Origin of the sequence: Mucilaginibacter sp., assembly GCF_964263795.1 — a bacterium.
GTDB lineage: Bacteria > Bacteroidota > Bacteroidia > Sphingobacteriales > Sphingobacteriaceae > Mucilaginibacter.
Window position 1 is genome coordinate 1 of the sequence record NZ_CAXVWK010000036.1, and the last position, 21,661, is coordinate 21,661.

At 43.7% G+C, this 21,661-nt stretch carries 19 protein-coding genes; 11 read left to right on the forward strand and 8 right to left on the reverse strand.

Translation table 11 applies throughout. The features are described from left to right. The 3 genes from ACE5CV_RS06560 to ACE5CV_RS06570 all read left to right on the forward strand — a co-directional run. Window positions 1-1,194: TldD/PmbA family protein (locus ACE5CV_RS06560; RefSeq protein WP_374949370.1), on the forward strand; the 1,194-nt coding region annotated here is incomplete at its 5' end. 2 nt (window positions 1,195-1,196) lie between these two features. Further along, window positions 1,197-2,528, forward strand: a complete 1,332-nt coding sequence (locus tag ACE5CV_RS06565) for a TldD/PmbA family protein (RefSeq protein WP_374949371.1) — start codon at window positions 1,197-1,199, stop codon at window positions 2,526-2,528. Window positions 2,529-2,601: 73 nt separating this feature from the next. After that, complete coding sequence (locus tag ACE5CV_RS06570) at window positions 2,602-3,456, forward strand: NAD(P)-dependent oxidoreductase (protein ID WP_374949372.1); 855 nt, start codon at window positions 2,602-2,604, stop codon at window positions 3,454-3,456. A gap of 1 nt (window position 3,457) precedes the next feature. Here the strand turns inward: ACE5CV_RS06570 and ACE5CV_RS06575 are convergent, their stop codons facing one another. Further along, the gene (locus ACE5CV_RS06575; protein WP_374949373.1) at window positions 3,458-4,285 is read right to left on the reverse strand and encodes a hypothetical protein; all 828 of its coding nucleotides are present in this window, start codon (window positions 4,283-4,285) and stop codon (window positions 3,458-3,460) included. 94 nt (window positions 4,286-4,379) lie between these two features. On the opposite strand from ACE5CV_RS06575, the gene ispG reads away from it, so the two are divergent. The 4 genes from ispG (at window position 4,380) to dnaK (ending at window position 9,840) form a co-directional block, all read left to right on the forward strand. Beyond that, window positions 4,380-6,404, forward strand: coding sequence for a (E)-4-hydroxy-3-methylbut-2-enyl-diphosphate synthase (ispG, locus tag ACE5CV_RS06580; protein ID WP_374949374.1), 2,025 nt, complete (start codon window positions 4,380-4,382; stop codon window positions 6,402-6,404). A 218-nt stretch (window positions 6,405-6,622) separates the two neighbouring features. Continuing rightward, on the forward strand, window positions 6,623-6,955 hold the full coding sequence (locus ACE5CV_RS06585; RefSeq protein WP_374949375.1) for a hypothetical protein: 333 nt from the start codon (window positions 6,623-6,625) through the stop codon (window positions 6,953-6,955). A 20-nt stretch (window positions 6,956-6,975) separates the two neighbouring features. Next, window positions 6,976-7,713: a DoxX family protein gene (locus ACE5CV_RS06590; protein ID WP_374949376.1), complete on the forward strand. Its 738-nt coding sequence runs from the start codon at window positions 6,976-6,978 to the stop codon at window positions 7,711-7,713. A gap of 225 nt (window positions 7,714-7,938) precedes the next feature. Then, complete coding sequence (dnaK, locus tag ACE5CV_RS06595; RefSeq protein WP_374949377.1) at window positions 7,939-9,840, forward strand: molecular chaperone DnaK; 1,902 nt, start codon at window positions 7,939-7,941, stop codon at window positions 9,838-9,840. Window positions 9,841-10,008: 168 nt separating this feature from the next. Here the strand turns inward: dnaK and ACE5CV_RS06600 are convergent, their stop codons facing one another. Then, the gene (locus tag ACE5CV_RS06600; RefSeq protein ID WP_374949378.1) at window positions 10,009-10,368 is read right to left on the reverse strand and encodes a response regulator transcription factor; all 360 of its coding nucleotides are present in this window, start codon (window positions 10,366-10,368) and stop codon (window positions 10,009-10,011) included. Window positions 10,369-10,564: 196 nt separating this feature from the next. On the opposite strand from ACE5CV_RS06600, the gene ACE5CV_RS06605 reads away from it, so the two are divergent. Then, entirely contained in the window at window positions 10,565-12,430 is a 1,866-nt protein-coding gene (locus ACE5CV_RS06605; RefSeq protein ID WP_374949379.1) for an ATP-binding protein, read from the forward strand. Window positions 12,431-12,489: 59 nt separating this feature from the next. Here the strand turns inward: ACE5CV_RS06605 and ACE5CV_RS06610 are convergent, their stop codons facing one another. From ACE5CV_RS06610 to ACE5CV_RS06620, 3 genes are all read right to left on the reverse strand, one after another. Beyond that, complete coding sequence (locus ACE5CV_RS06610) at window positions 12,490-12,810, reverse strand: glycine zipper domain-containing protein (protein ID WP_374949380.1); 321 nt, start codon at window positions 12,808-12,810, stop codon at window positions 12,490-12,492. 100 nt (window positions 12,811-12,910) lie between these two features. Beyond that, window positions 12,911-13,717 (reverse strand): alpha/beta fold hydrolase, encoded by an 807-nt coding sequence (locus tag ACE5CV_RS06615; RefSeq protein WP_374949381.1) that lies wholly within the window; start codon window positions 13,715-13,717, stop codon window positions 12,911-12,913. A 9-nt stretch (window positions 13,718-13,726) separates the two neighbouring features. Then, the gene (locus ACE5CV_RS06620) at window positions 13,727-15,037 is read right to left on the reverse strand and encodes a gluconate:H+ symporter (RefSeq protein ID WP_374949382.1); all 1,311 of its coding nucleotides are present in this window, start codon (window positions 15,035-15,037) and stop codon (window positions 13,727-13,729) included. Between the two features lie 175 nt (window positions 15,038-15,212). Here ACE5CV_RS06620 and ACE5CV_RS06625 point away from each other — a divergent pair, with 175 nt between their 5' ends. The 3 genes from ACE5CV_RS06625 (at window position 15,213) to ACE5CV_RS06635 (ending at window position 20,377) form a co-directional block, all read left to right on the forward strand. Then, complete coding sequence (locus ACE5CV_RS06625) at window positions 15,213-16,436, forward strand: multidrug effflux MFS transporter (protein WP_374949383.1); 1,224 nt, start codon at window positions 15,213-15,215, stop codon at window positions 16,434-16,436. Window positions 16,437-16,569: 133 nt separating this feature from the next. Continuing rightward, window positions 16,570-18,756, forward strand: a complete 2,187-nt coding sequence (locus ACE5CV_RS06630) for an ATP-binding protein (RefSeq protein WP_374949384.1) — start codon at window positions 16,570-16,572, stop codon at window positions 18,754-18,756. Between the two features lie 82 nt (window positions 18,757-18,838). Beyond that, window positions 18,839-20,377 carry an alpha-N-arabinofuranosidase gene (locus tag ACE5CV_RS06635; RefSeq protein ID WP_374949385.1) on the forward strand — a complete coding sequence of 513 codons (1,539 nt, stop codon included), beginning with the start codon at window positions 18,839-18,841 and terminating at the stop codon, window positions 20,375-20,377. Here the strand turns inward: ACE5CV_RS06635 and ACE5CV_RS06640 are convergent, their stop codons facing one another. The 3 genes from ACE5CV_RS06640 to ACE5CV_RS06650 form a co-directional block, all read right to left on the reverse strand. After that, window positions 20,378-20,539, reverse strand: a complete 162-nt coding sequence (locus ACE5CV_RS06640) for a hypothetical protein (protein WP_374949386.1) — start codon at window positions 20,537-20,539, stop codon at window positions 20,378-20,380. It lies immediately after the preceding gene. Between the two features lie 85 nt (window positions 20,540-20,624). Beyond that, entirely contained in the window at window positions 20,625-21,131 is a 507-nt protein-coding gene (locus ACE5CV_RS06645; protein ID WP_374949387.1) for a hypothetical protein, read from the reverse strand. Further along, window positions 21,131-21,598 carry an RNA polymerase sigma factor gene (locus ACE5CV_RS06650; RefSeq protein ID WP_374949388.1) on the reverse strand — a complete coding sequence of 156 codons (468 nt, stop codon included), beginning with the start codon at window positions 21,596-21,598 and terminating at the stop codon, window positions 21,131-21,133. Before ACE5CV_RS06650 ends, ACE5CV_RS06645 begins: the two co-directional genes overlap by 1 nt. Window positions 21,599-21,661: the final 63 nt, after the last annotated feature.

Consider the following 21,661-nt stretch of genomic DNA (forward strand, 5'->3'; position numbering starts at 1 on the left):
AGCTGGAAAACGCCTATCGAAAAGAATGCTTTCGAGGTTCCGATCAAAGAAAAGGTCGACCTGCTGCTTACTGCCAATGGTGCGGCTATGGCGGGCGGAGCTAATTTTGTTAACTCGATGTTGTTTGCCGTAAATGAGCAAAAGTACTTCGCCTCAACAGATGGCTCCTACATCGACCAGGATGTGCACCGCTTATATCCAACGTTTACGGTTACCAAGATAGATCCTACCAAGGGCGCTTTCGAAACCCGCAATTCCTTAAGCTCGCCGGTTGGTATGGGTTATGAGTACCTGATCCCTTCAGCAGCCGAAACTGTGCAGGGTGTAACGCCACGCTATAAGAACCGTTACGATATTTTAGAAGATATGAAGTTCGCTACCAAACAGGCTGGCGAAAAATTAACCGCAAAATCTGTTGATCCCGGGAAATACGACCTGGTGCTTGATCCAAGCCACCTTTGGTTAACCATCCACGAATCGGTTGGTCACCCAACAGAACTTGACCGGGTATTAGGTTACGAAGCCAATTACGCGGGAACCAGTTTCCTTACTTTAGATAAATGGAAATCGGGCAACTTTAAGTTCGGCAGCGATAAGGTGAATGTAGTGGGCGATAAAACCCAGGTAGGTTCATTAGGTGCGGTAGGCTATGACGATGAAGGCGTAGGTACTAAGAAATGGGATATCATTAAAGATGGTGTACTGGTTAATTACCAGGCCATCCGCGACCAGGCGCATATCATCGGATTGAAAGAATCGCAGGGTTGCTGCTACGCGCAAAATTGGCAGGATGTGCAGTTTCAACGCATGCCTAACGTATCGTTACAGCCGGGCAAAACACCTTTAAGTGTTGATGACATGATCAAAAATGTAGAAAAAGGTATCTACATCATCGGTAACGGCTCCTTCTCGATAGATCAGCAGCGCTATAACTTCCAGTTTGGTGGTCAGCTATTTTACGAGATCAAAAACGGTAAAATTGCCGGGATGCTTAACGATGTTGCTTATCAGGCAAATACGCAGGAGTTCTGGAATTCGTGCACGGCAGTTTGCGACGAAAAGGATTACCGTTTGGGTGGATCATTCAACGATGGTAAGGGCCAGCCTAGCCAAAGCAGCGCGGTATCGCACGGGTCGTCAACAACAAGGTTTAACGGGGTTAATGTAATCAACACAAAAAGAAAGATCGGATAACTATGGCGATATATACAAAAGAACAGGCACAGGCTTTATTAAAGAAAGTGCTTAGCTATTCAAAAGCCGACGAGTGCGAGGTAAACTTAAGCGGCAGTGAGGGTGGTAATGTGCGCTATGCGCTCAACGCCGTATCAACCGCGGGCGATATCAGCAACGTAGGTTTGGCGGTAACATCTGTTTATGGCAAAAAATCCGGTACGGCAACTATCAATGAGTTTGACGATGCTGCTTTAGAACGCGTTGTGCGCCGGTCGGAAGAATTGGCACAACTTGCACCGGCCAACCCAGAGTATATGCCAATGCTGGGCCAGTCGGAATTTAAAGAATCTAAAACATTTAATGCCAATACCGCTGCAATGACTCCGGAGAGCCGCGCAGAAATGGTGGGCAAAAGCATAGCGATAACCAAAGAAGCCAAGCTGCAGGCGGCGGGTTTCCTGGAAAACTCGAGCGGCTTCAATTCGGTAATGAATTCAAAGGGGTTGTTTGCCTATAATAAAAGCAGTGATGTTACTTTTACCATTACTACCCGTAACGAAGGAGGTACCGCATCGGGCTACGCGGCCCGTGGTTTTACCGACGTAAGCAAACTGGATACGGCATCAGCTACCAGGGTTGCCGCCATGAAGGCCAACAGCTCAGTAGGGGCAAGGGCAATAGAACCGGGTAAATACACCGTAATTTTAGAGCCTGTTGCAGCAACCTACATGCTGGAAAATATGTTCCGTTTTGATGCGCGCAGCGCAGAAGAGGGCCGTAGCTTTTTAAGTAAAAAAGGTGGTGGCACCCGATTGGGCGAGCAATTAGTTGATCCTAAAGTAACCATCTATTCTGATCCGTTTGACGCAGATCTGCCGGGCTCTACCTGGGGCGGCGACGGTTTGCCACGCGAAAAAACAATGTGGATAGACAAGGGTGTGGTTAAAAACTTAGCTTACTCACGCTATTGGGCGCAAAAGAAAGGTGTGGCACCGGTGCCTAATGGCAGCAACATTATCATGGAAGGCGGCACGCAATCGTTAGAAGACCTGATCAAAGGTACCGAAAAAGGCATCCTGGTATCGAGGTTATGGTACATCCGCATGGTAGACCCACAATCTTTATTACTAACCGGCCTTACGCGCGACGGTACGTATTACATCGAAAATGGCAAGATCAAGTTCCCGATCAAAAACTTTAGGTTTAACGAGAGCCCGGTTATCATGCTGAATAACCTCGAAGCCCTGGGAAAACAGGAACGCAGCATCAGCATTGAAAGCTACCGCAGCTACCTGATTCCACCTATGAAGATTCGCGACTTTACTTTCAGCTCATTGTCCGACGCGGTATAAGTTGTACTTAACAACAAAAATTTAAAAAGCGCTGTTGCCGAAAGCAATAGCGCTTTTTATTTGTTTACAGAGCATGAGCTTACAAAAAATTGGATGGATAGGGCTGGGCACAATGGGCATCCCGATGTCGCAGCAACTGATTAAGGCAGGTTATCCGCTAACTGTTTTTAATCGCAGTAAGGATAAAGAAGCATCGCTAAAAGAGCTGGGTGCCGACACCGCGACAACACCTGCAGCGCTTTTTGCTGAAACGGATGTGGTAATCATCATGGTTACAGATGATAAAGCCATTCGCGAGGTATTTAGCGGCAATGACGGTTTATTAAGTGCAGGTGTAAACGGGAAACTGATCGTGAACATGAGTACGGTATCACCGGCAATAAGCAGGGAGATTGCCGGTTTGTGCGCCAAGCAGGGCAATCAATACCTGGATGCACCGGTATCCGGCAGTGTTAAACAAGCCGAGACAGCACAATTAGTGATTATGGCAGGCGGCGATGCGGCTGCCTTTGAGCAGGTAAAACCTATATTAACCAAAATGGGCAAAATGGCTAATCATATTGGTGAGGTTGGTGCAGGTAACGTGGCTAAGCTTGCTATTAATACCTTGCTTAGCATTCATACCCAAGGATTGGCTGAAGCGGTGGTACTTGCAAAGCAAAACGATATCGAACCAACGGTATTGATGGAATTGCTCAACAACGGCGCGTTAGCCAGTCCGTTCATGAAGATTAAGGGAGATGCTATCCTTAATGATAATTACCAGCCAGCATTCTCACTAAAAAATATTGCTAAAGATCTGCGATTGTCTAAAGATATCGGTCTTTCTACTCCATTGGGCGAAGCTGCTTTAAAAACGTTTAGTGATGCGGAGCAGGAATTTGGGAATGAGGATTTGATTGCCGTTAAAAAATATTTAGATAGATAAATTATTGGTCGTTAAGCTTAACTAACTTGTATTTAAGTTTGCCTTGCAGCAGTTGTGTTGAATTGCCGGCAGTTTTAGTTTCATAGAGGTTCAATGTGTTACCCTCGAAGTTAAATGCGTAAGTTTTCTCATTGGAACTGAAAATATCAAAAGTGATTTGATCGAGATTGTTTTTTAATTTACTGTCGAAGGTGTTCTCGGCAAGGTATGTCGAAAAATTTGGCATTCCGCTTATCCGGCCGTCGATACTTAATTTTACGATACAGGTTTTCCCAGTGTCATCGGTTAACTGGTAGGTGCCTGCAAAGATATTTTTATTGATAAGATAGATAATGCCTTCCTGCAATTCGCGGCCGTTCCAATTTTTTAAGGCCCGTACATAAGGTGTCAATACCCAGTTATTTTGATAGAATTGATGCAAGATGAGCGAAGTGTCGCCGCCGTTGATGGAATAGCTTAATTCATTTTCGCCAAAAGGCATCGCAGGAGTGTGTTTTCCGGGCCTGAATATCAACTCTACACCGCCGGCTTGCTGGTTGTCATAACTAACTTTAGCCTGCAGGCTGTCGGCTTCAATATTGTCAATATTGAACTGTATAGTTGTAATGCCAATTACTTTATCTAACCCCGCAAGCGGCGATTTGGAGGCAATTACTTTTTGAATATAATCCTGTTTTACCCAAACACCTTGTAAAATAGGCTTTAGTTTTGCGATCAATAGTTGTGTTGAATCGGTGGCAGATTTTTGTACTGAGAGCGGAGCGGTTGGCTTGCCTTTGCATGAAGCAAGTGCCACAATTATTGCAAATACAATAGCTCTTTTCCGCATAAGCACTAATATAATAGTTTACCGGGCGCTAACATAAACAAATTCCATCCTTCAAACATCTTTCGTATTTTTGTAACTTATTAATCTCACCTGCATGAATGCTGATGCTGTTAAAATGCTGCCGGGCCGTTACTGTAATTCGTTAACAGAATATTCGCGTTTTGTTACCCGCGAAGTAAACATTGGCGATATCCCGATGGGCGGCCAAAACCCCATTCGCATCCAAAGCATGACTACTACCGATACTATGGATACTATCGGTACCGTAGAGCAAACCATCAGGATGGTTGAAGCAGGTTGCGAATACGTGCGCATAACCGCTCCCAGTATTAAAGAGGCCAATAACCTGGCCGAAATCAAAAAACAGTTACGCCAGCGCGGGTACAATGTACCTTTAGTGGCAGATATTCATTTTACGCCAAATGCTGCCGAAGTGGCGGCACGCATTGTAGAAAAGGTGCGGGTAAATCCTGGTAACTACGCCGACAAAAAGAAATTTGACATCTTAGAATATACCGACCTGGAGTACCGCGCCGAACTGGAACGTATCTTTCAGAAATTTACCCCGCTGGTAAAAATTTGTAAAGAATACGGTACGGCAATGCGCATCGGTACCAACCATGGTTCGCTGAGCGACCGCATCATGAGCCGCTACGGTGATACCCCGCAAGGAATGGTAGAAAGTGCAATGGAATTTATCCGTATGTGCGAAACATTAGGCTATTACAGCCTTGTTGTAAGTATGAAGAGCAGCAACCCGCAGGTAATGGTGCAGGCTTACCGCCTTTTGGTGCAAACAATGGTTGCCGAAGGCATGAATTATCCGCTACACCTGGGTGTTACAGAAGCCGGCGACGGCGAGGATGGCCGTATCAAATCTGCCGTGGGCATAGGCACGCTGCTGGAAGATGGCCTGGGAGATACGGTCCGTGTATCGTTAACCGAAGAGCCCGAAGCTGAAGCACCGGTAGCTATTTCTCTGGTTAAAAGATATATGGACAGGAGTGAAAAGTTAAAAGTTGAGAGTAAAAACTCAGAAGTGCAGCCTTCAACGTTTAACTTTCAACCTTCAACCCATACCCCTTACGAATACAAAAAGCGCGAAACTTACGAGGCCAATGCATTCATAGGCGGGCATATGGTACCACGCGTAGTGATCGACCTATCACGCGCGAATTTGAAAGACCCTGCAGTTTTAGGAAATGCAGGATATTTGTATTCGCCTATACTGGACAAATATAACATGGCCGATCAGTCGGTAGATTTCGTTTATCTTGGCGATTGCCTGCCGTCTTTTGATCTGCCCGGCAATCTTAAGCAATTATATAATTACGCCACCTGGAAAACACTTAAAGTTAAAACCCTTTGCCACCCGCTGTTCACCTTGCGGGAGTACATTGAAGCAGATAACAGAACATCGGCGCTGAATCTGGTCAGGATCACGCGTGCCGATCTGGACACAGAAGCATTTGGCAACCTTCCGTTAGATAGATCGTTAGTGTTTGTATTAGAAACTAACGAGTTACATGGCATGGCCGATCAGCGTATATTTTTCCTGAAATTGCAGGAGATGGAATTGGATGTTCCGGTGATAGTTAAGAGGAGTTATGACTTTGATGTTGTAAATGAAGAAGGAGCAATTCAAAATTCAGCAATCAATACTCAAAAACTACAACTTGAAGCCGCTACTGATTTGGGCGCTTTATTGGTTGATGGCTTTGGCGACGGGATATGGATAGATGCACAACAGGTTGCTGCGGGTGTAATTACCTCTACCGCTTTCGGCATCTTACAGGCAACCCGCTCGCGCATATCAAAAACAGAATATATCAGCTGCCCAAGCTGTGGCCGTACATTGTTCGATCTGATGGAGACCACCCAAATGATCCGCAGCCGTACCAGTCACCTCAAAGGTTTGAAAATTGGCATAATGGGCTGTATTGTAAACGGCCCCGGCGAAATGGCCGATGCCGACTACGGGTACGTTGGCTCGGGTACCGATAAAGTTACCCTTTACCGCGGCAAAGAGGCTGTCAAGAAAAATATCAACTCCGCCAACGCACTCGACGAATTGATTGGCATTATCAAGGGAGACGGTAACTGGATAGAGCCGGTTTAAATATCTGTTCTGTTTCATAATAAACCTCTCGTAAAGAAACAATCCAATTTTCTCATAAAAGACATAAAATATTTTGTATACTAAAATAAATTAGCCAACTTTGCAACACAAAGTACTTTTATATATTTAGATGTCGGAGCAACTCAATCTGACATTTTTTTGGATAATTTACTTTGCAATTCAAAGTACTATTTAATCAGTAATTTAGAAATTAATTTATGACACTTTCAGAAAACGTATCTAAAACACTTCAACCTGCATTGCTTATCAAAACTATGCTAATAGGGGCGGGCATTGCCTTGGCAGTTATAACCGTATTTATTTTACCGGTAAATCCTAACCCGGGGTGGGGTAAGTTTTGGATGATAAGGCCGTTAATCATCACACCTTTGGCAGGTGCAGCCGGCGGCGCTGTTTACTATGTTTTAAATTGGATAGCAAACCCAACCGGTTGGATTAAAGTCGGCGTAATTACTTTAAGTCTGGTTGTATACCTTATAAGTCTTTGGTTAGGCATTATATTAGGGCTTGTTGGTACTTTGTGGAATTAATTGACGAAATACTTTATCACATGACTATTTCCAATAAAATTGCCTGCTTGTATATCGACCTGAAATTCAACCGTTGGATGCGTTACTTCTCGGTATTTACCAGGGTCGCTTTGGCAGCCGGTTTTCTGCCGTCCGGCTATGTGAAGATAGCCGGCGAGCGCTTCACTTCGCTACCTAACAATCAGCCGATGGGCCATTATCTCGAGGCATTGTTTCATACCGGCTATTATTATACGTTTATAGGTATTGCGCAGATGACGGCTGCTGTTTTGTTGCTGATACCCCGGACGGTTGTTTTAGGCGCATTACTATATTTCCCAATCATTTTAAACATTTGCATCCTTTCGTTTTCCGTACGGTTCGAGGGTTCGCTTATTTCCTCGCCACTTATGGTACTGGCCAACCTGTTTTTACTTTGCTGGAACTATGATAAACTCCGGTTTGTTTTCCCGTTTAGTCCACCCGCAATCATCGAAAAAGTTGAGCGGGATAGGCCGGTTAGCAATAAGTTTCCGATTGGCTTTTTTACCGGCGCATTAACAACCGTTATAGTTCTTGTCGCAATTATAACCAACGCGTATGAAGTAATGCCGCGCAATTCCTTAAGCGATTGTAAATTGCAATGTTCTAAAAGCTTAAACCCTGGTGCCTGTCAAATTTTTTGTGAAAGCATTCACTTGAAGGGACAGCCGCTAAACACTAGCCTTGACAAATATGAGAAGGCTCTGCAAAAGGGGAGAAATAAGTTAAACCCCTAAGCCTAAGTGAACATTTGCTTAATTTATACTGACGCGACACTAAGTATCAACTTTTATTTCTTAAGAAAATTATTCTGCCAACCTGTCATCACAGTGTAACCTGCACTGACGGTTTGGTCGGTTACTGCCACGAGTTCGCTTATTTTTCTGCCAAATGTATATTGGCACAACCCTTGTTAAATAGGTGGGGTAAGCAATATATTAATAATAAAATCAATCAATAATATGTCTAAAATAATTGGAATTGACTTAGGAACAACGAATTCCTGTGTTGCAGTAATGGAAGGTAATGAGCCTGTAGTTATTGCTAACAGCGAAGGAAAACGTACTACGCCATCTGTAGTAGCTTTTGTTAACGATGGCGAGCGTAAAGTAGGTGATCCTGCAAAACGTCAGTCTATCACAAACCCTACTAAAACTATTTATTCAATCAAGCGCTTTATGGGTAACCAGTTTAACGAGGTTACTAAAGAAACTGAGCGTGTACCTTACAATGTGGTTAAAGGTGACAACAACACCCCCCGCGTTGAAATTGGCGACCGTAAATACACTCCGCAAGAGATCTCTGCAATGATCCTTCAAAAAATGAAGAAAACTGCCGAAGACTTTTTAGGTACGGAAGTTACAGAAGCGGTTATTACTGTCCCTGCATACTTTAACGACGCGCAGCGCCAGGCAACTAAAGAAGCCGGTGAAATTGCCGGTTTAAAAGTTCGCCGTATTATTAACGAGCCTACTGCTGCTGCCCTTGCCTATGGCTTGGATAAAGCACACAAGGATATGAAAATTGCTGTGTTTGACTGTGGTGGTGGTACGCATGACGTATCTGTGCTGGAGTTGGGTGATGGCGTGTTCGAAGTAAAATCTACCGATGGTGATACACACTTAGGTGGCGATGATTTTGACCAGGTGATTATTGACTGGATGGCAGATGAGTTTAAAAGTGACGAAGGTGTAGACCTGCGTAAAGACCCTATGGCGTTGCAACGCTTAAAAGAATCTGCAGAGAAAGCTAAGATCGAATTATCAAGCTCAACTCAAACAGAAATTAACCTGCCATACATTACTGCCGGTGCCGAAGGCCCTAAACACTTGGTTAAAACCTTAACCCGTGCAAAATTTGAGCAATTGGCAGATAGCCTGATCAAACGTACTATTGAGCCTTGTAAAACTGCTTTGAAAAATGCAGGTTACAGCACTTCAGATATCGATGAGATCATTTTAGTAGGTGGTAGTACCCGTATCCCGGCTATCCAGGATGCAGTTCAGAAGTTCTTTGGTAAAGCGCCGTCAAAAGGTGTTAACCCGGATGAAGTTGTAGCTATTGGTGCTGCTATCCAGGGTGGTGTATTAACCGGAGAGGTTAAAGATGTGTTGTTGTTAGATGTGACCCCATTATCATTGGGTATCGAAACTATGGGTGGTGTAATGACCAAACTGATCGAATCGAATACAACTATCCCTACCAAAAAATCTGAAACATTCTCAACTGCGTCTGACAGCCAGCCATCTGTAGAGATCCATATATTACAGGGTGAGCGCCCAATGGCATCTGCCAACCGCACCATCGGCCGTTTCCACCTGGATGGTATACCACCGGCACCTCGTGGTGTTCCTCAAGTGGAGGTTACCTTTGATATTGATGCTAACGGTATATTACATGTATCTGCAAAGGACAAAGCTACAGGTAAAGAGCAAAAGATCCGTATCGAAGCTTCATCTGGCTTAACTGATGCCGAGATAAAGAAAATGAAAGACGAAGCAGAAGCTAACGCTGATGCAGATAAAAAAGCAAAAGAAGAAGTTGAAAAACTGAACAGTGCTGATGCCTTGATCTTCTCAACCGAAAAACAGTTGAAAGAGTATGGTGGTAAGATACCTGCTGATAAAAAAGGCGCTATCGAATCAGGGTTGGAAAAACTGAAAACTGCTTATGCGTCTAAAGATCTTGCTGCTATTGATACAGCACAGGAAGAACTTAACGCTGCATGGACAGCTGCATCAGAAGATATGTACAAAGCATCTGCCGAAGGCGGACAACCAGGCGCTGATGCAAGTCAGGCTGCCGGTGCCGAGCAAGGTGGTGCTGATAACGTGACTGATGTTGACTTCGAAGAAGTGAAATAATCTGTTAACAGATATTAAATAAAAAGCCGGTGCATTGTACCGGCTTTTTTATTTTTTAATTAGATCTGTGTCGAAAGTATAAATTTTACCAGGCAAAAGAGCCGACGCTAATAGCATCGGCTCTTTTAATATTTAAATGTTATTCGATATTATTATCCTTTAGATTTTCTAACTGATCAGATTATTCACCTTCTCAACTAATTCTGTCAAATCAAATGGCTTGTTAATAATGGCATCGCAGCCGTAAGCAAGGATATCCGATTCGTGATTGATGTATGCCGAAAAAATTATTACCGGGACATTGCTGTATTGCGGGTGCGATTTGATCTTACGGCACAGCTCGCCGCCGTTGGTACCTGCAACCCTAAAATCTAAAATAACCAGATCGGGATTAAACGTTTCAACCAGGGGCATTACTTCATCACTCTCGCCTGTGCTGCGTACCTCAAAATTTTCATATGTGAGGGTTTCGTGCACAACCGCAAGAATATCCTGGTTATCGTCCAGTACTAAAATACGTTTTACCATAAAAGATATTAAATAAACTTATATAAGCCGAAAAAGGTATTAACGTACGCAAATAATCTAAACAACATTAATATATACGTAAGGTTGGGCTTGCTCCTGTGGGGACTTTTGACAAGACAAAATTAATATAAAAATATTATATTATAAATTAAATGTTTGAGGGGTAATTTGTATCATTACTGTTATAAAACTGTTGATGCAAAACCCTAATGCAGCGCCCGGGCTTACTAACCAAAGCTTTCATAATCTGATGGCGCAAGCCCCCGTGGCTATTAGTATGCTGCGCGGTCCGGCTTTAGTTATTGAATCCGCCAACAGCATAATACTTGATGTGTGGGGCAAAACAGCAGCTATTATTGGCAAGCCGCTTATAGAGGGCCTGCCGGAGCTTAAAGGACAATCATTTGTTGATCTGCTGAACAACGTTTATCAAACCGGGCAGCCTTATTACGGTTACGAATCTAAAGTACTGCTTATACGCAATGGCATAGGCGAGCGTTGTTACTTTAATTTTGTTTATCAACCTATAACAGAACCAACCGGCCCAATCAGTGGGGTGATGGTGGTTGCAACGGAAGTTACGGGCCAGGTAATCGCGCGCCGCCAAATGGAAGACGCCGAAGAGCGCCTGCGCCTTGCTACAGAGGCTACCGGCCTGGGCACCTGGGATTTGGATTTGCAGGCGGGCAACATCATCCACTCGCCCCGCCTGGCCGAAATTTTTGGACGTACCGGCAAAACGCGCTTACGGCATACCGAACTGCGGGATATTGTTTACCCTGCCGATTTGCATATTGTTATAAAAGCTTTTGATAAAGCGCTTACCAGCGGAGTTTATTTTTATGAAGCGAGGATCATTTGGCCGGACGGCACTCTGCACTGGATCCGCACTACAGGCAAGGTGATTTATGACGATAATAGGCAACCTGTACGCATGTTAGGCACCCTTACCGATATCACCGAGCAACGGCACATACTGGATGCACTTAAAAAGAGCGAGGAGAGCTTCAGGCTTGCCACCAATGCGGCCGAATTAGGTACGTTTGACATGGATCTAATCAGCAGGCATTCGGTTTGGAACGCACGGCACCGGGAGTTGTTTGGCGTATTCGATGCCGCACTTATCGATTACAATTTGATTTTTGAAACAGCGGTGCATCCGGCTGATAAGATCATTATCGACAAGGCGTTCAACCGGGCTTGCAACAAACGGCTTACCAACGGCGATTATGATGCCCATTATCGCACGGTTGGTGTTGAAGATAAAAAATTAAGGTGGATACGTGCTAAAGGTAAGGTGTTGTTTAATGATACGAATGAACCTGTCAGGTTAATAGGCGCGATTGTAGATATCACGGAGAGCAAACAAAACGAGTTGCGCAAGAATGATTTCATAGCCATGGCAAGTCATGAGTTGAAAACGCCGCTTACATCCATTAAAGCTTATGTGCAATTGTTGTTAGCCAAAGCAAAGGCCAGCGGTGACAGCTTTTTTATCAACGCGCTCGAAAAATCTGAAAGTCAGGTAAACAAAATGACCAACCTTATTTATGGTTTTTTGGATTTGGCCAAGCTGGAATCGGGAAAGTTAAAGTTAAGTAAGTCAACATTTGACGTTACCATTCTGATAGACGAAGTGGTGAGCGAAAGCCGCCCAATATCCCAGGGGCATGAAATAACTTTCGATAATTTGATACCAGTTAATATTAATGCTGACAGGGAAAAGATAGGGCAGGTAATCAGTAATTTCATTAACAACGCGGTCAAGTATTCGCCTAAAGGCACTGTCGTTGCAGTAGCAGTTAAAGACGGCCAAAACGAAGTTAGGATAGAGGTCAGGGATAAAGGCATTGGTATAAAACCAGCTGACCAGCAATTTATATTTCAGCGCTTTTACAGGGTGGAGGATGAAAGTACCAAGGGCTTCTCGGGCTTTGGAATAGGGCTGTACCTATCAGCAGAGATTATTGAACTGCATAACGGCACTATAGGGCTAGAAAGCAAGGAGGCAAATGGATCTACATTTTATTTTACCTTACCCAAAATGCCTGATCAAGATTAATGGGGAACAAAAAAGGCCATGATCAATAATCATGGCCTTTTTTGTATATCAACTACTGGTTAGTATGGATAAGCTCTTCCGGGATGCGCTCTTTTCCACGCAGCACGGCGCTGTAAGTACGCAGCACGTTTCTTTTTCTCTTCACGCTTGCGGGCTTCGTTACCAATTACGTAACCACCGCCGGCACCAATAGCACCGCCAATAAGGGCACCACCAACGTTTTTGCCTATTAAACCACCAACAACGGCACCGCCGGCACCGCCAATAATTGCACCTTTACCTTGTTTACTTATTCCTTTTTTTTCCTGGGCCTGAGCATTAAAATTAAATGACGTGGTTAACGTCAGCGCAAGGCTACCGAATATGATTAGCTTTTTCATAATATTGTGATTGTATCTAAATATAACTCGCTATAACAAATAGCAAGCCGTAAAATATATATGATATATAGAGTAGCTAAAACCCATAAGGTTTAACCACTTATTTAAGAAAAGCAATTACAGCTTCAGAAAACTGTACACTATTCCCTGCATTGTTATGGTCGCCGGGTACGGTTTTCATTACAGCGTTAGGTATTAATTTTTGTAATTGGGCGACGTCGCCGTTGGTGGTGTCTTCACTACCATCTATTAACAGCACCGGCATCTTTACCTTGGCCAGTTGCTGCCGGCTGGTGCTGGGTTGGTGTTTTTGCTGATAGGCTAATGCCAGTTTATCAAACGGGTTTTTATTTATCCACACCATCATATCGTCTACATCATGCTGTGTGGTATCCCCCATCAGGGCCTTGTAGGCATGGATCCTTCTTGGCCATTCAGGGTTGGTGTAGTCGGCACCCATTCCGCCCATAACCGCTTTTTTAACCCTTTTATCTAACACCATTAACCGGGATGTGATAATAGAACCGCGCGAGTAGCCAACCGCGTGGTACACCTTTATGCCCATGCTGCTTACCAACCCCATAATATCTTTAGCCTCGGCATCATTGGCGTAGGCGGCGTCAGTATGTGGCTTATCCGACAGGCCGTTTCCCCGCTGATCCAGAATGATCACCTGGTATCCCTGGGCAATTAGATTGCTGTAAAGCTTACCTCGTTTCCAACCCTGGCTGGTGCCGGTAAACCCATGTATCAATACTATCGGGTAGCCGCTGCCCTTAACTTCATAATAAATTCTAGTACCATCTAACGATGTATAGTATTTCCCCTGCGCTATTTCCTGTGCACTAACAGATGCAGCCGGCAGCAGTGAGAGGCAAACTAAAAAACAAATTAGTAACTTTTTCATACAATAATTTTAGACGAATACATTTAGTAACAGCACACCAAAAAGTCCTACCAAGGCGACAATGGTTTCCATTAAACTCCACGACAAAATTGTATCTTTAATAGTAAGGTTGAAATATTCTTTGTACATCCAAAACCCAGAGTCGTTAACGTGCGAAAATGCCAAACTGCCCGCCCCTATCGAAAGCACCATCAGGTTGGGGTTAATGCTGGGGTCTTTAACCAGCATGGCCGATACAATGCCTGCAGCAGTTAATCCTGCTACAGTAGCCGAGCCCAGGCTTACCCTGATAATAGCGGCTATAAGCCAGCCTAAAAACAAGGGCTGCAGGTTGAATGATTGTAAGCTGGCGGCAATTTGTGTGCTTATACCGCTATCTGTAAGTACTTGCTTAAACGCTCCAGATCCGCCGATGATCAGCAGGATCAATGATATATCCTTTATGGCATCTCCGTAAATATTAGCCAGATGACCCATGGTTTTGCCCTGCTTAATGCCTAACGTGTAGGTGCCGATTATAAGCGCTAGCAGCATTACGATAGACGGGTCTCCTAAGAAGGCTACAATCTCATGAAGGCGATCTTTAGTATTGCCGATAAACGGAAAAACGGCAGTAACACCCAAAAGTAGTACGGGTAAAAGGGCGGTAAAAAAACTATTGGCTGCGCCAGGCAGCTGTGCGTCCGGCATATCTGCCGCACGGAAGGTATCTAACGGTTGTGATGGGATCTTTTTTAAGAACTGGGCAAACACCGGACCGGCCAGAATTACGGCCGGGATAGCGATCAATAAGCCGTATAAAAGGGTTAAACCCATGTTGGCGTGAAATATGACCACCAATGCTGATGGTGCAGGGTGCGGTGGCAAAAAGCCATGCGTAACAGAAAGCGCCGAAAGCATCGGCAGTCCGATATAAACCGCAGGTAGCTTATATTTATAAACTACCGAAAATATAAGCGGAACCATGAGCACGAAACCAATACCGTAAAACAAAGGTATGCCGATAACAAAAGCTGCTGCAACCAAAGCCAGCTGAATATATTTTACGCCGAAAGCGTTTACCAGCACCCCGGCTATTTTTTGCGCGGCACCGCTGCTGGCTACCAATTTGCCCAGCATGGCGCCAAGGCAGATAATCACGGCCAGTGATCCCAGCGTATCACCCAGGCCTTTTTGTATCGAGCCGCTGATTTTGCCAAGCGGTATACCCAGGCACAACCCTGCGGTAATTGATACCATAAGAAATGCTACAAACGGGTTTACTTTAGCCCAACTTACCAGTAAGATGAGCAGTACAATACAGAATAGGATAACCAGCATTGTTTTTAACTTCCAGGGTTTAGAAATGAATTGGTACCGGCGGCCGGTGCATCTAAAGTAATAACATTATAGCGAAAGTGCTTAGCTGTTAAAAGCATTTCTTAATAAATTAAAATGTCATTTTACATCATACTGGAAATAAGCTCGGCAAAAACTATTTTCTTTGCAGCAATTTATGACTAAGCAGCGCTATTTTATCATCATTCTGATACTGGGATCACTTACGGCGCTGGCGCCTTTTTCAATAGATATGTACTTGCCGGGGTTTCCGGAAATAGCACGTTCATTGCACACTACAACCGAAAAGGTTGCCTTGTCGCTATCTACTTTTTTTATAGGAATATCTGCCGGGCAATTACTTTATGGTCCTCTTCTTGATAAATATGGGCGTAAAAAACCGTTGTATTTTGGCTTGGCAGTATACATTGTCGCTTCGATGGGATGCTATTTTTCGGCCAGCATTGAGCAGCTTATTGGCCTGCGTTTTATACAGGCTGTGGGCAGCTGCGCTGCCAGCGTTGCGGCAATGGCTATGGTACGTGATATCTTCCCGCCAAAGGATAATGCAAAAGTATTTGCACTGCTTATCCTGGTGTTAGGTGCATCACCTATGATAGCGCCAACTGCGGGCGGTTACATTACCGATTATTTTGGCTGGCATGCTATATTTATAGTGCTTACCGTTATGGCCATATTAATTATGCTGGCAGTAGTATTTGGCCTCAACGATGACTACAAGCCCGATAGCAGTATTTCCTTAAAACCTGCTCCGATACTTGACAGCTTTAAAAAGGTAATCGTTGATCCGCAGTTTTATACATATGCGGTGTGTGGCGGTATTGGGTTTTCATGCCTGTTTGCTTACGTATCAGCATCCCCGCTGGTATTCATGGATGTGTTTAAAGTAAGTAGTAAGGCCTACGGATGGATTTTCGCCGGACTGTCGGTTGGTTTTATCGGGGCAAGCCAGGTGAACAGCAGGCTGGTAAAAACTTACAAAAGCGAGCAGATAGTAAACGTTACTATACCGGCAATGCTAATTATTTCGGTTTTGTTTTTACTGGGTGCATGGCAAAACCTTTTAGGCCTGGCCGGCACTCTTGTAATGATATTCGGCGTGTTAGCTTGTGTAGGCATCATATCGCCAAACACGTCTGCACTATCATTGGCACCTTTTGATAAAAATGCGGGAGTAGCATCGGCTTTGCTGGGCGCATTTCAAATGAGCATTGGCTCGGCAGTATCTGTAGGTGTAAGTTTATTCCCCGGTAAAACTGCAGTACCAATGGCCGCTATTATGGTAGTGTCATCATTTTTAGCGCTTGTAATGTTGGTAATCGGCAAGAAAAATATTAAGACTAAATCCGAAGCGGTATCGACAGCTTTTGCTGCGCACTGACAATTCAAAAAGCCACTCCTTTAACGAATAACTGCACTTTTGGCATTTGCATTGTAATTATTGCTGATAAAACAAAGCAGAGCAACGCAAAATATTTCTCAGGGAATATCCGTAGCTAACTTACCTTATTTGCATGGTATCCGGAGTTAAAAAGATCCCAATTTTACGTTATGGCCTTATCGTATCGCTTATAGTTGTACTTTTTGGCAGTGCATTCTATCTTTATCTTCATTACAACAGGGCCGAGCAGATCCGCAGTAATTTTCAAAAGATGATTAGTGCGCGCGAAAATTCGTCACTGATAGATAGCTGTATAGTTGAACTTTACAGTGCTGATAACAGCAGCCGGATGTATGCGTTGACGGCAAACAAGCAATACGCTAAAAAATTTTCGCAGCAGCTTAAGAACGTCTACAAGATCATTGAAACCATTAACACGAATAACAGAAATAAAGCAGGTGTTGCGGATGAGGATACCACACTTGGTGATCTGGTAAGCCAGAAAACCCTGAAAACCGACAATTACATTAAACTGATGAGCTTGACAGATAGTTTAATGCGGTCGGCAGGGAAACTCAACGGCGCTTTAACAGATCCAAATAATAAGGTTATCAAGCAGCCGGTTATAAAGCGCATCAAAACACAGGTACATGTAGATACCATTAAAGCCGTTGCTAAAGTTGAAGAGCAACAAAAAAAGAAAAAGTTTTTCGGCAGGTTGTTCTCAGCGTTTAGCAGCAAGAAAAAGGAGCAGAGGGCAGCCATCTCAAATCCGGTACTGGTTCAAAAGACTACTGATAATGTTATCACTACAATGGCCGCTACCCCAAAGGTTGCCCAGGTTTACAATAAATATTACAGTAAAATTTACGATGCAACTAGCAAACTGCGCAAAAACGAGCGTGAAATGCTGGAAATAAACAACCGCCTTATCAACCAAATCATCGGTAGTTTAAAAAAATATAAAGTTGCCGAGCAGCAATACATTGCAGGTAGTAAAAACGAGATCAACAGCAATTTAGCGACGGTGCTTTACGAGTTCAAGAAATTGTCGGGCATTATGTTTCTGATGCTTACGTCTGTTGTGATCGTAATATTTTATAACATCTGGAAGATCTTTCGTAATGAAGAAGAGCTGGTAGTTTATACGGAGATGGCCGAGAACTATGCTTTGTCAAAAAGCCGCTTTATGGCTAGCATGAGCCATGAGATACGCACACCGCTTAATTCAATAATTGGTTTTGCTGAGCAGCTTACGCAAAGTGATCTTAACGAAACACAGATAGAACAAACCAATGCCATCCGCAGTTCGTCAAAAATGCTTCTGGATGTGGTGAACGAAATACTGGACTTTTCTAAGTATGAGACCGGCAAAATGAGTTTTGAGCAGGAGCCGTTTAGTCCGTATGAAGCTATTGATGAGATAGCAACCAGTATGCAGGTGCAAGCTGCGAAAAAGAACATAAAGCTGTTGACCGATATTAACCTGGATAGGGACGAATGCTTTAAAGGCGATTATTTCCGCCTGAAGCAAGTGATCATGAACCTTACAGGCAATGCCATTAAATTTACCAATGTGGGCAGCGTTACCATCAGCGCGTTTGTAACCAATGGCCCGGATAATATTGGAATACTTAACGTGCAGGTTAAGGATACCGGACTGGGTATAGATAAAGAGCACCTGCCGTTAATATTTGAAGAATTTTCGCAAGTGGCATCGGCGCAAAAAGCGGTTAATTACAGTGGCACCGGTTTAGGATTAACCATCTGCAAAAAGATAGTTGAACTGCAGGGCGGCAGTATAAAGGTTGCCAGCAAAGTAGGCCGCGGGTCGATATTTAGTTTTAAACTGCCAATGGAGCGCGCCAAAAAATTGGAGTGCAAACCGGAAGTGAATCGATTAGCTGACCCGCGTATAGAGCTGGCGGGCAAACATGTTTTGGTAGCGGAAGATAACAAGTTGAATGTGTTGTTAGTGAGCACCATCCTTAAAAAATGGAAAATTAACTTCGATGTAGCTTATACTGGCCGTGAAGCCCTGAAGCTATTTGAAGATAACTACTACGACATTATACTTACCGACATTGAAATGCCCGAAATAGGTGGTATTGAATTTACCCAAATGCTAAGGGCAATAGATAATGACAGGCATGTTAATGTACCTATACTTGCACTCACAGCTAACGTTTTAAAGGAAGACCGGGAGAAATATTTAGCTGTAGGTATGAATGGTGTGGTACTAAAACCATTCACTGAGCAAAACCTGATTGACAGCGTTGCTGCAGCCTTAAGCGGTAAAAATGTATTGGTAAACCGCTAAACCTCCCCGGAAAAATATTAATTTAATCGGATCAAAATATCTGCTTAAATTGATAATGTAGATGTTACATTTAGTATTCCGAATGAAAAAATACCTTACACTACTGTTGCTTGCTATTAACTTTAATACGTTTGCGCAAAATGAGGCCAGCCTCACTTTAACGCCATCGGCTAACGTAACCATTAGCAAACATATTTACGGACAGTTTGCCGAGCACCTGGGCCGGGGAATTTATGATGGCTTTTGGGTTGATAAAAGCCTGCCTGTAGCGAAACAAGACAGAATACGGCTGGATGTTGTGGATGCCCTTAAAAAAATTAAGATACCAAATTTGCGCTGGCCCGGCGGTTGTTTTGCCGACGAATATCACTGGCGCGACGGAATAGGGCCAAGGACGCAACGCCCGCGGATGGTAAATACTAACTGGGGCGGAATCACCGAAGATAACAGCTTTGGTACCCATGAATTTTTAGCATTATGTGATCTGTTAGGTTGTGAACCGTATATAGCAGGCAATGTTGGCAGCGGCACCGTAGAAGAAATGTCTAAATGGGTAGAATACCTAAATTCAAACAGCAGCAGTTCGGTTGTGCAAATGCGCAAACAAAACGGACACCCTGCGCCGTACCAAGTTACATTTTGGGGAGTAGGTAACGAGAGCTGGGGCTGTGGTGGAAATATGACGCCTGAATATTACACCGATCAGTTTAAGCGTTATGCATCTTTTGCTAAGGACTACCCGGGTACGCCACTTAAAAAAGTAGCCAGCGGCGCCAATGCCGAAGATTACAACTGGACGGAAGTATGCATGAAAAAAATCCCGCTACAAATGATGTGGGGCTTGTCGTTACATTACTACACTATCCCTACTGGCAACTGGGGTAAAAAGGGATCTGCTACGGCATTTACCGAGGAGGAGTACTTTAACACTATGGTAAGCTGCCTTAAAATGGAGGAGTTGGTAACCAAACATTCGGGTATGATGGACAAGTACGATCCAAAGAAAAAGGTTGCCTTAGTGGTTGATGAATGGGGAGTATGGACGGATCCGGAACCGGGAACTAACCCCGGCTTTTTGTATCAGCAAAACAGTCTTCGTGATGCATTGATCGCCGCATCTACATTAAACATCTTTAACAACCATAGTGACAGGGTTAAGATGGCCGGACTCGCTCAAACAGTTAATGTTTTACAGGCCCTGATATTAACGGATAAAGAAAAAATGGTGCTCACACCAACCTATCACATCTTTGATATGTACAAGGTGCATCAGGATGCCAAGTATTTAGAGATGAAACTTAAAACGCCGGATTACGAAGTAGGTGGAAAAAGCATTCCTGCTGTTAACGCATCAGCATCAGTAGATGCGAGCGGCAAAGTCCATATCTCGCTGGTAAACCTGGATATAAACAAGGCTGTTACAGTAAGCACAATATTGAAAGATGTAAAGTGGAACGTGGTGAGGGGGCAGATATTAACATCAGCATCGATCACAGACATAAACACGTTTCAACACCCTGACAAATTGCATTTAAGCAGCTTCACAAATGCAAAAAAAGAAGGTGACAAGCTAGTAGCGGTTATCCCTCCGAAATCGGTAGTGACGTTAGCGCTTAATTAATTACTTAGCAGGTTTTTTGGTTGATTTGGCAATACGGTCTTCGGCTTTTTTTACCTCGTCCTTTTCACTCAGAGGCATTTCGGTGTTCAGATCTTTATTAAGGCCGGTGTAAGATTTTGAACCGGGTGTAGGTTGTTGGGTGTTCTTTGAGTCGGCTGCCATAATACTTATGTTTATTAATTATAAACTTTTGGCAATACAAAAAGTTTACCTAAAATTAATAATAAGCATTAGAAAGAAACAAGATCTATTTTTTGATCTGTCGCAACTCTGTATTTAGTTCGTTGATCTTAAGCTGTGCCTGCCTGTTTTCAAGGTAAAAATAAATAGCACAACCTAAAAATATCTTACCTAAAACAAATACTGCGGCAAAAACCCATTTCCACGATTTATGGATCTTCATGTGGCTGGATTCCGATTCCACCTCTATATATTGAGGGCCGTTATCTGTGCGGCCATTAAAGTTTTTGAAGTTACGGTCTTCCCTGTCGGTTTGGTACTGTTCCGGGTTGTCCTTAGGCCTAACCATCAATTCGTCGATGGATTCAGATATCTTATTCCATGTGCGGGCAGGTGGGGAAATGGCCATATGTTGCGCAATGTGCTCCATATCAACCTCTAATTGCTGTAGTGCAAATTTCACTTCAGGATAGGTGGCTTTCATGTACATCAGTTCTTTCACCTCCTCATCAGAAGCTGAACCCATTACATAAGCTTCTAAAATCCCGCTATCTATGTACTGTTGTTGTATCATTACCTGTTATTCCTGATTGTTATAAATGCTTCCCGTAATAATTTCCTTACCGCCGCCTCAGATGTATTCATCTCGGCAGCAATATTCGCCGTTGATTTTCCGTGATAATGTACGCCGCAAAAAACACGTTGCTGATCAGTTGCCATCATGTTAACAAAACGGTTTCCTTTAACGATTAGTTTCTCATCCGGGCACTTCTCCACGGACGATATAAATGAGGCCAGTTTTTTGCGGGCCATAGCCTGCAGGTATAAGAAAGTATTAACACCGGGGGAGGTGATATCATGCACATCAGAAGTTTGCAGCTGGTTAAAAACATCAACCAGGTACCGCTCGGCTTCTGCACTACTCTTAACAACTTCAGAAATGTAACCCAGCAGCATTGCGCCGAACCTGTTAAACAGATCCTGCTTAGTTTGCGCATTTGTTGGCAATGAAGCTGCAGTAGTTGCTAACTGTGGTTTCAATTGGTTAGTGTGTATTAATTAGTGAAACAAAGGTAATTATAAAAATTTATTTACCGTCTACGC